Genomic DNA, 11,515 nt, shown 5'->3' on the forward strand with positions numbered 1-11,515 from the left:
TGATCGTTTTAACGTAACACCAAGGGAAATACTCATGTCACAACAAGAAACTCATGGCTTTCAAACCGAAGTCAAACAACTTCTGCAATTGATGATCCACTCTCTGTATTCAAATAAAGAGATTTTCTTACGTGAGCTGGTTTCAAATGCAGCCGATGCAGCAGATAAATTACGATATTTAGCGTTAACTGATGATGCTTTATATGAAGGTAACGGCGATTTACGCGTTCGAGTCAGTGCCAATAAAGAAAAAGGCACTGTCACCATTTCTGATAATGGTATTGGTATGACGCGCGATAGCGTTATTGAACATTTAGGAACTATCGCTAAGTCTGGCACTAAAGAATTTTTTAACAACCTTTCCGGCGAAGCATCAAAAGATTCTCAATTAATTGGTCAGTTTGGTGTTGGCTTTTATTCAGCTTTTATCGTAGCCAAAAAAGTGACCGTACGAACCCGTGCTGCAGGGCATCCTGCTAGCGAAGGTGTATTGTGGGAGTCTGAAGGCGAAGGTTCATTTAACGTAGAAAGTATTACTAAAAATGAACGTGGTACTGAAATTACTTTGCAACTACGCGATGACGAACTCGAGTTTGCAGATGATCACCGTTTACGCTCAATTATTACCAAGTACTCCGATCATATCTCTGTTCCGGTACAAATGTGGAATGAAGGTACTCCTGAGTCTGAAGGTCCTGATGGCGAAAAAATTGCTGCGACCGAAGGTGAATGGAAAGTGATGAACAAAGCCACTGCGCTTTGGACTCGTAATAAATCAGATATTACTGACGAAGAATATCAAGAATTTTATAAGCACATTTCTCATGATTTTAATGATGCTCTGAAATGGTCTCATAATCGGGTTGAAGGTAAGCAAGAATACACTAGCTTGTTGTATATTCCAGCCAAAGCACCTTGGGATATGTGGAACCGTGATCATAAACATGGCTTGAAACTATTTGTCCAACGTGTCTTTATTATGGATGATGCAGAACAGTTTTTACCGACATACTTGCGCTTCGTTCGAGGATTAATCGATTCGAATGATTTGCCACTAAACGTTTCTCGTGAAATTTTACAAGATAACCATGTCACAACGGCAATGCGTGTGGGTATTACTAAACGCGTATTAGGCATGCTTGAAAAATTAGCTAAAGATGAGCCTGAACAATATCAATCTTTCTGGGCTGAGTTTGGTCAAGTATTAAAAGAAGGTCCTGCAGAGGACTTTGCTAACAAAGAACGTATTGCTGGACTGCTGCGTTTTGCCTCTACTCATAACAACTCAGCAGCAACGACCGTATCTTTGGAAGATTACATTGGGCGCATGAAAGAAGGCCAAGACAAGATTTACTATATAGTTGCCGACAGTTATGAAGCCGCAGCTAACAGCCCACATCTTGAGTTATTGCGTAAAAAAGGCATTGAAGTACTATTAATGTCTGAGCGTATCGATGAATGGTTAGTGAATCACTTAACTGAATTTAAAGGTAAAAAATTACATTCAGTTACTCGTGGTGATTTAGAATTAGGTGAGCTAGAAGATGCGGCTGATAAAGAAGCTCACGACAAAGTAGCCGAAGAATCTAAAGATCTTGTTGAACGCGTTAAAGCTGCTTTAGCAGACAAAGTCTCAGATGTTTGTGTCACTTCGCGTTTAACTGACACACCTGCATGTGTGGTAGCCGGTGAAGGTGAAATGTCGACTCAGATGATTAAATTGATGGAAGCAGCTGGTCAACCAGTACCAGAGTCTAAACCGATATTTGAGATTAATCCAACCCATCCTTTGGTTGAACATCTTAATAAAGAAACAGACGAGAAATTGTTTGCTGATTGGGCTAACTTGTTATTACAACAAGCGTTATTATCAGAAAAAGGCAGTTTGGCTGATCCATCAGCGTTTATTAAGCTAACCAATCAAATGTTATTGGCGAGCGTAAAATAAACTCGATTTAAACCATAAAAGCGGACTGTATGTCCGCTTTTGTTTTTGTCATGCTGCGGAGGCTTTATGGACTACCTCATTAATCTTACTAAAGACAATATTCAACAAGTTGTTGATACCTCAATGAAAAAAATGGTGGTATTGGCATTTTGGACTCAACAGCAACCAGAAAGCGTACAGATGTTGCAAACGTTGGAACAGTTAGCGTCAGCTCAAGCTGGGCGATTTATTCTCGCTAAAGTTAATTGCGAAACTGAATTAGAAATTGCTAATTATTTTCAAATCCAAGATTTACCGACCACATTAATTTTGGACCAAGGTCGTCCTATTGACGGTTTTGCCGGGCTTCAAAGTCAAGAGCAAGTTAGCGACTTATTGAATAAGCATTTGCCACCGATGTGGATACAAGAGTTTGATGATGTTAAGCAACAATTAGCCCAAGGCGAGTTATCGCCAGAAGACTTAACTAAAATTTCTGATCAGTTAAAAACAATTTTTATCGATGCACAGCAGTCCGCTGAAGTGGGATTGGTGATGGCAGATGTGGCATTACAGCAAGGTTTATTAGCGGATGCCAAAAGTTTATTAGCCAGTATTGGTTTAGCGGATCAAGATAGTTATTATCAGAATTTAAAGGCTAAATTGGCACTTGCCGAAGATGCCGCTGATACTCCAGAAATTCGTCAACTACAGCAAAATGTTGCCGAACAACCAGATAATCTTGATGCAGTGGTGTTATTAGCTAAAGCACTCAATGCGGCTCAACGTAACGAAGAAGCACTTGAGTTATTGTTCACTATTTTACAAAAAGACTTGAACGCCGCAGATGGCAAAGTTAAACAAGTCTTCATGGAAATTTTGACGGCAATAGGGCAGGGTAACGCGTTAGCGAATCAATATCGTCGTAAATTATATACTTTGCTGTATTAAACAAATTGAAGCCTTTTTGTTACAAGCCTTATTAGATTTAGGTCTAATGTCATAACAAAAGCGCTATTAAAAGAGTGGCAGATGTGCGAAAATCGCCGCCCTAAAAAGAACATAAACTTAAAAGAGGACTTTTGAGATGCGCATTATTTTATTGGGTGCACCTGGTGCCGGTAAAGGTACCCAAGCACAGTTCATTATGGAACAGTATGGTATCCCACAAATCTCAACCGGTGATATGTTGCGTGCCGCAGTTAAAGCAGGCACTCCATTAGGTTTAGAAGCTAAGAAAGTAATGGATGCAGGTCAATTAGTGTCTGATGACCTTATTATTGGTTTAGTGAAAGAACGTATTGCTCAAGACGATTGCGCTAAAGGTTTCTTACTTGACGGTTTTCCTCGCACAATTCCTCAAGCTGATGCAATGGCTGAAAATGGTATTGAGATTGATCATGTTATCGAAATCGATGTGCCAGACGAAGAAATTGTTAAGCGCATGAGTGGACGTCGTGTTCATCCTGGTTCTGGCCGTGTTTACCATTTAGAATTTAATCCACCTAGAGTGGAAGGTAAAGATGACGTTACTGGTGAAGACTTAGCTATTCGTCCAGATGACGAAGAAAGCACAGTGCGTAAGCGCTTAGGTATTTACCATGAGCAAACTAAGCCATTAGTCGATTACTATGGCAAAGTGGCTGCAGAAGGTCGAACTCAATATAACAAGTTTGACGGTACTCAATCTGTTGCTAAAGTCAGTGAACAATTGGCTAACGTTTTAAAATAGTCGCTGATAAGTTACATATTTAAAAAGCCTGCCTAGCAGGCTTTTTTCGTATCTAGCCAGTGAGCATTCACGTCACTACTCTGGTATCAACAAAACCACGGATAATCATAGAACTGTGATGTGAATTAAGATAAGTCCGTAATTAAGCTGGCTAGTTGATAAAAGTAATATAGAAATAATACTGACCTATGATAAAATCTGCCGCCATTTTCGCAGATAATCATTTTTTCAACGTTGAAAGAGTGCCAGTGGTAATTATTTCCACACTTGCATGGATGCCAAGCTATGAGAGCCCAATATGAAGTTTCCTGGTCAACGCAAGTCTAAACACTATTTCCCTGTAAACCGTCGTGATCCTTTATTGGCTCAACTCACTCAACAACCACAACCTATTTCAACCTATATTTGTGGGATCGATCAGACGCTGGTGGATATTGAAGCAAAAGTTGAGGATGACCTACTTCAGCGCTACGGATTACCTAAGGGTAACTCGACTCTTATCAATGATGAACTTGCCCACAATCTATACAATGAACTAAAGTCCAATGACATGATCAGTGACGAGTTTGCTGGTGGCACTATTGGCAACACAGTACATAATTATTCTATTTTAGCCGACGATCGCTCAGTGCTTTTTGGGGTCATGAGTCAACACATTATGGTGGGTAGCTACGCATACTGCTATTTATGTCATACTTCATCTAAAGTTGACCTTAACTTTTTACAACCTGTTGATGGCCCTATCGGTCGCTGCTTTACACTGATTTCAGACTGTGGCGAACGCACATTTGCTATTAGTAAAGGTTCTATGGATAAGCTGACACCTGAGTATATTGATAAAGAGGTGGTGCAGGGCAGTTCGGCGTTAGTGTTAACCGCTTACCTGATGCGAGCAAGCGAAGGTGATGGTATTACCGATGCGGCAATGACGGCGATTAATTACGCTAAAGAAGCCGATGTGCCAGTGGTATTAACTTTAGGCACGCGTTTTTTGATTCAAGAAGATCCGCAATGGTGGCAAAACTTTATTAATGATCACGTCACTATTTTAGCGATGAATGAAGACGAAGGTGAAGCATTAACCGGTTTTAAAGATCCATTACTGGCCAGCGAAGCTGCGCTTGAATGGTGTGATATGGTATTAACTACGGCAGGACCTATTGGGCTTTATACCGCAGGCTATACTGATGATAATGAAAAACGCGAAACAAGTCATACTTTGTTACCTGGTACCATTCCTGAGTTTAATCGCTATGAGTTTTCGCGGCCTAAATTACAAGCAGATTGCGACACTCCGATAAAAGTGTATGCTCATATTGCGCCATATATGGGCGGGCCGGAATTAATCCGTAATACTAATGGCGCTGGAGATGGAGCCTTGTCTGCGCTGTTGCATGATTTATCAGCTAATACGTTTCATAAAACCAATATACCCGGCTCGAGTAAGCACAAACGAGACGGTTTATGTTATTCGTCATTTTCACAGTTGTGCAAATACGCTAATCGCGTTGCATACGAGGTGTTAGCTCAACACAGCCCGCGTTTATCTCGTGGTTTACCTGAGCGGGAAGACAGTTTAGAAGAGTCATATTGGGAACGATAATTTATCGTCGATAAAATAAAACGATAATGAAGCATCATTATCGTTTTTTTTTGTGTAAATTTTTATAGAATAGGTATCGAAAGCCAGAATATTAATAAGCAATCAGGAGCGAAACGTGAAAGGACAAATCTTAAGAGAGATGCATGTACTCAAAGCCATTGAGCCTGAGTTTGAAATTCAGCGCCGAATTGCCTTTATTAAAGCTAAATTGAAAGAAGCCCAGACTCACTCTTTAGTACTTGGGATTAGCGGTGGAGTTGATTCCTCTTTAGCGGGACGTTTGTGTCAACTAGCGATAGACTCTCTTAATCAGGAATATGGTGGATCTACTTATCAATTTATTGCGGTTCGTTTACCTTATCAAATTCAAAAAGATGAAGATGAAGCTCAAATGGCTTGTCTGTTTATTCAGCCTTCAAAACAAGTTACTGTCAATATAGCCGATGGCGTACTTGGAATACATCATGCGACGTTAAGCGGATTATCAGAAGCCGGTATTACGTTACCAGATGAGAATAAAATTGATTTTGTTAAAGGTAATGCTAAAGCAAGAATGCGGATGATTGCTCAGTATAATATTGCAGGATTAGTCAGCGGGTTAGTTGTAGGTACGGATCATAGCGCTGAAAATATTACCGGCTTTTATACTAAATGGGGAGATGGCGCATGTGATTTAGCGCCATTGTTTGGTTTAAATAAACGTCAAGTTCGCCAGTTAGCAGCGTATTTGGGCGCTCCCGTTTTATTAGTGAAAAAAGCCCCAACTGCCGATTTAGAAGATAACAAACCTCAACTTGAAGATGAAGTTGCGTTAGGGCTGACTTATGATCAAATTGATGACTTCTTAGAAGGCAAAGATGTTGCGCAATCAGTGGAAGATAAACTGGTGAGTATCTATAAACGTACTCAACATAAACGCGAATCTATTCCAACTATTTACGATTAATGGAATAACATTTTTCAGTGGCAATATGTTGTCGCGTTAGTTCAATAAGCGCATTAGAATATTGTCGATAATCTAAATATGGTGTCAGTAGCACTGTGTGCTGGTGCCGTATTTTTTGCTTGGCATCTAGTGATGTATACAGCCGAGGTTCTGTTATACCCATTCGTTGCTGGACTTCTTTGCCACATAATATATGCCAAGATTCAGGACGAAATACTACCTCTTCGCTCTGATTAACATTTGGTTTAACAATACACAATTGGCAATGCAAGTGTGATGGAGTGTTTATGGGTTTATCGGTTTTTTGATCATAAGGTTCATTAAACAATTGGTCACGAATTTGTTTCCAACTAATCCCTTTGTTGGCATTCATATCGTGCTCTAAACAACAAATCTTCGCCATAATGGTGACAATTTTACGCCAGTGATTGCCATTTAATGTAATCAGTTGGGTGATTGAATCGGGATGATAGGCTTGCCAGTGTGTGGGTAATTCTGGAGGAGTAGGCAAATAAAAAATGATCTCGGGGTTCATCGGTCCCCATACATGGCTAAATAAATCAGATGACATATTACTTCCTGTATCGTTATGTATGTTGAATGACTAGCGGTTTGGCGGTAAATGTTACCCAATGTTCTTTGTTTATATTTTGTCTCTATTTTCTAAGGTTATTATGCGCGCAATTGTCATTGGGTCGACTAAACATTTTTTATTTGCCGCATTTTATGGCGCCGTTGGTATCGGTTTAGCGTTGATTATTACCGCTGTTTGGATGCTCAATGCACGACCTAATTTATCATTGTGGCACACAACACATCTTACATCTGAATATCATCAACAGTCAGGCTTAACTAATTTTAATCAATATTTACAATTAGAAGATAAACTATTTGCTGAAGTAGAGCAGCAAATTTACCGTCAATACCAACCTGAAATAGCATCTCCTATTAATCGTTATGAACGTAACAGTTTGTCTGATCCAGGGGTATGGCAGCAAAATTGGAACCGGTCATTCGAATGGACAAATCCACAAGCAGAGTTTGGTTTATTATTATTGCACGGTATGTCTGACTCACCTTATATGTTGTCGCATATAGCTCAGCATTATGAGCATCAGGCGCATGTATTAGGGTTGCGTTTACCTGGACACGGAACTATTCCTTCAGGATTAACCGATATCAGTTGGCCAGATCTTGCTGGGGCTGTTTCACTTGCTGTAGCGCATCTCTCTGCACAACTACCTAATAAACCGATTTATGTGGTGGGATTTTCTACTGGAGCGGCATTAGCGTTAAATCATGAGCTAGAGAATATCAGCTTAGATAAACCTACGAGCTTTGATGGCATAATAATGTTATCGCCAGCCATTGGTCTAGCGCCTATTGCTGCAGGCGCTTACTGGCAAGCACAGTTAGGTAAGCTACTTGGACAAGATAAGTTGTATTGGAATAGCATTCAAACTGAATACGATCCTTTCAAATATCAATCTTTTGCAGTTAATGCTGGCGATGTTGTTTACCAATTAACACAACGTAATCAGACTCTATTAGCATCATTAACAGCACAACAATTTAATGCTATACCTGCAATATTAACGTTTCAGTCTGTCGTCGATGATACTGTTTCATCGCTGGCTGTGGTCGATTTGTTATATCAAAGATTACCAGCAAAAAAAGATCATCAATTAGTGTTATTTGACGTGAATCGGACACGGAGTAACAACCAACTGCTGTTTCAGGATCCTTTGGCATCTTTTGCTCCCTTTTGGTTACCTGAACTGTTGCCGTACCGCTTAAGCTTAGTTGAGAATGATCCACAACATGATAATCAGGTGCAGGTGAGGGAGCTAACTGATAAGTCGAAAACGGATGATGTATTAGCATTAAATTTAACTTGGCCTAAAGATGTGTATTCTTTATCCCATGTGGCGTTAAACTTTCCGATTGAAGATACACTTTATGGGCCATTACTCGATGATAATCCTGAAAAAATCCAAATAGGAAGAGCTATTTATCAAGGTGAACGAGGTATTTTTAGTATATCGGGCAATGACATGCTACGTCAGAAATGGAATCCGTTTTATCCTTATATGTTGTCTCGAATTGATGAGTTTACTCTTGGACATCAATCTGAGACACCATGAGACAGTAAATCACTCAATATTAGTCGCTAATGATATTAATAATAGTTTGGTTACGTCCTTGTTGCTTTGCTTGGTAGAGGTTCTCATCCACGACTTTAATCCACTTATCGAGTTCAGCTTCATAATCAGCTTTGCCGTAATAGCACCAATACTGACAGTTACATTAAATGACTGTTTGTCTTCGGGTGATGTGAATGTTAACTGTGACAGTGTTTCTCTAAAGCCATCGAGATGATGTTCAATATGTAAGGTGTTGGATAAAGGCAGAATAAGTAAAAATTCTTCTCCGCCATAACGGGCCGCAATATCAATGTCATGTTTAAAATATTTCTATAATAATTGCGACACGTTCCGTAAACACTCATCTCCAGCTAAATGACCATAATTGTCATTAACCTTTTTAAAGAAATCTAAATCAAGCAATACAACCGTTATGCTCTGTTTGCTGCGCAAACAAAAATCCACTAATTCACCAAATTTACGTTCAGCAAAACGACGATTATATAAGCCTGTTCAGTGAGCTTCTTATTAGCATAGCCTAACAATAATGCTTCAATCCCCAAAAACAAATACACATGCGGGCTATCTTATATCAATATTAATTCTGTAGATGCCATCATGGCTGTCAAAAATGTGTACCAAGGATCCAAACGGCTGCAATGACAGTGACCGTGTTACCTAATACAAATTGCATGTTGGCGAAAAATTGTATTGGATGACAATTGATGATAAATCCGATTACTCCCAAAAGAATCGAGAATAATAGGTGTTGTTGATTAATCCGTGGCAACGTCAAAAAATATCCTTATTATTTGTATTCTAAAAAATTTACTTCTATCTAAGTACTTATCTCTGGAAATAGTACAGATTTCAACGCAAACGGAAAATTTTTACTCGCAAATATCCCTTTTTATCTTTTGTGATGCAGATCCCAATCTTTTAATGGCGAAATCTTGTTCGACCTTGGTCTAATTCAATTGAATAAACAATAAGTTATTTTTAATTTGTTATTTTTAACATCTTGTTTTATATGATATTTTATGTTTTACGTTAACGTTTGTTAATTAAGTACGACTAAGGTCTTGATTGTGGTGCCCCCCTGAGTTGCTAAATTAACTATGACTTTAGAAAAAATAACTTATGGGGAGTCACAATGAGTTTTGAAAATAACGATAAGGCAGCGGGTTACTGGCGTGAGAATTTACGTTTAGTACTTAGCTTGCTTGCAATTTGGGCTGCAGTGTCATTTGGCTGCGGTATTTTATTAGTAGATGTGTTAAACGAAATTACCTTTATGGGATTCAAACTGGGTTTCTGGTTTGCGCAGCAGGGTGCAATGTATGTATTCGTGGCGCTGATTTTTGTTTATGTAGCGAAAGCTAATGCATTAGACAAAAAATACAATGTTCAGGAAGACTAAGGAGCACTAAAAATGGATGTTCAAACACTAACATATTTAATTGTCGGCGCGACTTTTGCGCTGTACATCGGGATCGCCATTTGGTCTCGAGCAGGTTCAACCAAAGAGTTTTATGTTGCAGGTGGTGGCGTTCACCCCGTTCTTAACGGTATGGCAACTGCAGCTGACTGGATGTCAGCAGCATCGTTTATTTCATTAGCTGGTATTGTTTCTTTTACTGGTTATGATGGCTCAGTTTACTTAATGGGTTGGACGGGCGGTTACGTACTATTAGCATTATGTATGGCCCCTTATTTACGCAAATTTGGCAAATTTACGGTACCAGATTTTATTGGTGATCGTTACTATTCACAGACAGCACGAACTGTAGCTGTTATTTGTGCCATCTTTATTTGTTTTACTTACATTGCAGGGCAAATGCGTGGTGTTGGCGTGGTGTTTTCTCGCTTCTTAGAAGTTGACGTTGAAACAGGCGTGTATATTGGTATGGCAGTGGTGTTCTTTTATGCTGTATTAGGTGGCATGAAAGGGATTACCTATACACAGGTAGCACAGTATTGTGTTCTTATTTTTGCCTTTATGGTTCCCGCTATCTTTATCTCAGTAATGATGACAGGTCATATCCTACCGCAAATTGGTTTTGGTGCGGAAATGATTGATGCTGCTGGTAATGGCACGGGGGTGTTCTTACTTGATAAGCTCGACGGATTATCGGCAGAGCTCGGTTTCTCCCAATATACCGAAGGCTCCAAATCGATGATTGATGTATTCTTTATTACCGGTGCATTAATGTTCGGAACAGCGGGCTTACCGCATGTAATTGTACGTTTCTTTACTGTTCCTAGAGTAAAAGATGCACGTATTTCAGCGGGTTGGGCATTAGTGTTTATTGGCATTATGTATACCACCGTTCCTGCATTGTCAGCATTCTCTCGAGTTAATATGATTGAAACCATTAATGGACCAGATTCAACAGGGGTGCCTTATGAAACGGCGCCAACTTGGATTAAAAACTGGGAAAAAACAGGGTTAATTAAGTGGGATGACAAGAATAACGATGGCAAGATTTTTTACACCAGTGGTGAAAAAAATGAAATGAACATTGACCGCGATATTATTGTTCTGGCCACCCCTGAAATTGCTAACCTTCCAGCATGGGTTATAGCATTAGTTGCCGCGGGTGGTTTAGCCGCAGCATTGTCTACCTCTGCGGGTTTATTACTGGTAATTTCAACATCTGTGTCACACGATTTACTCAAGAAAAATCTAATGCCGGATATTTCGGATAAGAAAGAGTTGATGTATGCACGAATAGCCGCAGGTTTTGGCGTTGTTATGGCGGGTTACTTTGGTATTAATCCTCCAGGATTCGTCGCTGCGGTGGTGGCCATTGCATTTGGCCTTGCAGCAGCGTCGTTATTTCCAGCTATTATCATGGGTATTTTCTCTAAAACCATGAATAAAGAAGGTGCCATATCAGGTATGGTGATTGGCTTATTATCTACTGCCAGTTATATTGCTTATTTCAAGTTTATCAATCCGGCTGCTAATTCATCCGAGAATTGGTTCTTAGGTATTTCTCCTGAAGGTATTGGTATGGTGGGAATGATGGTTAACTTTGGTGTCGCTTTTGCTGTTAGTAAAGTGACCACTAAAATTCCTGACGAAATAGTTGCAATGGTTGAATCGATTCGTTTCCCTAAAGGATCAGGTGAAGCTCACGATCACTAATTAAGCTTTAAT

9 protein-coding genes and 1 pseudogene are annotated in these 11,515 nt (G+C 39.6%); 8 read left to right on the forward strand and 2 right to left on the reverse strand.

From position 1 onward, the window contains the following. Nucleotides 1-34: 34 nt before the first annotated feature. The 5 genes from htpG (at nt 35) to nadE (ending at nt 6,208) form a co-directional block, all read left to right on the forward strand. Complete coding sequence (htpG, locus tag ABIS04_RS07460) at nt 35-1,948, forward strand: molecular chaperone HtpG (protein ID WP_140233928.1); 1,914 nt, start codon at nt 35-37, stop codon at nt 1,946-1,948. A gap of 66 nt (nt 1,949-2,014) precedes the next feature. After that, nucleotides 2,015-2,878, forward strand: coding sequence for a tetratricopeptide repeat protein (locus ABIS04_RS07465; RefSeq protein WP_137221254.1), 864 nt, complete (start codon nt 2,015-2,017; stop codon nt 2,876-2,878). A 136-nt stretch (nt 2,879-3,014) separates the two neighbouring features. Beyond that, entirely contained in the window at nt 3,015-3,659 is a 645-nt protein-coding gene (gene adk / locus ABIS04_RS07470; RefSeq protein WP_137221252.1) for an adenylate kinase, read from the forward strand. A gap of 298 nt (nt 3,660-3,957) precedes the next feature. Beyond that, a complete protein-coding gene (locus ABIS04_RS07475; RefSeq protein WP_137221250.1) occupies nt 3,958-5,262 on the forward strand; it encodes an inosine/guanosine kinase in 1,305 nt (434 codons plus the stop codon). Between the two features lie 115 nt (nt 5,263-5,377). Next, nucleotides 5,378-6,208: an ammonia-dependent NAD(+) synthetase gene (gene nadE, locus ABIS04_RS07480; RefSeq protein WP_350433058.1), complete on the forward strand. Its 831-nt coding sequence runs from the start codon at nt 5,378-5,380 to the stop codon at nt 6,206-6,208. Here nadE and ABIS04_RS07485 read toward each other — a convergent pair. Continuing rightward, on the reverse strand, nt 6,195-6,779 hold the full coding sequence (locus ABIS04_RS07485; protein WP_350433059.1) for a DUF6942 family protein: 585 nt from the start codon (nt 6,777-6,779) through the stop codon (nt 6,195-6,197). The two genes, nadE and ABIS04_RS07485, sit on opposite strands and share 14 nt — an antisense overlap. Before the next feature lie 103 nt (nt 6,780-6,882). Here ABIS04_RS07485 and ABIS04_RS07490 point away from each other — a divergent pair, with 103 nt between their 5' ends. Then, the gene (locus ABIS04_RS07490) at nt 6,883-8,352 is read left to right on the forward strand and encodes an alpha/beta fold hydrolase (RefSeq protein ID WP_350433060.1); all 1,470 of its coding nucleotides are present in this window, start codon (nt 6,883-6,885) and stop codon (nt 8,350-8,352) included. Between the two features lie 9 nt (nt 8,353-8,361). Here ABIS04_RS07490 and ABIS04_RS07495 read toward each other — a convergent pair. Then, nucleotides 8,362-8,817, reverse strand: a pseudogene (locus ABIS04_RS07495) (GGDEF domain-containing protein). Nucleotides 8,818-9,505: 688 nt separating this feature from the next. Between ABIS04_RS07495 and ABIS04_RS07500 the strand changes: the two are divergent. Both ABIS04_RS07500 and ABIS04_RS07505 read left to right on the forward strand, forming a co-directional pair. Further along, complete coding sequence (locus ABIS04_RS07500; RefSeq protein WP_188921825.1) at nt 9,506-9,772, forward strand: DUF4212 domain-containing protein; 267 nt, start codon at nt 9,506-9,508, stop codon at nt 9,770-9,772. 12 nt (nt 9,773-9,784) lie between these two features. Next, a complete protein-coding gene (locus ABIS04_RS07505) occupies nt 9,785-11,503 on the forward strand; it encodes a sodium:solute symporter family protein (protein WP_350433061.1) in 1,719 nt (572 codons plus the stop codon). Nucleotides 11,504-11,515 lie beyond the last annotated feature (12 nt).

Source organism: Shewanella sp. H8, assembly GCF_040285065.1.
Taxonomy (GTDB): Bacteria; Pseudomonadota; Gammaproteobacteria; order Enterobacterales; family Shewanellaceae; genus Shewanella; species Shewanella polaris.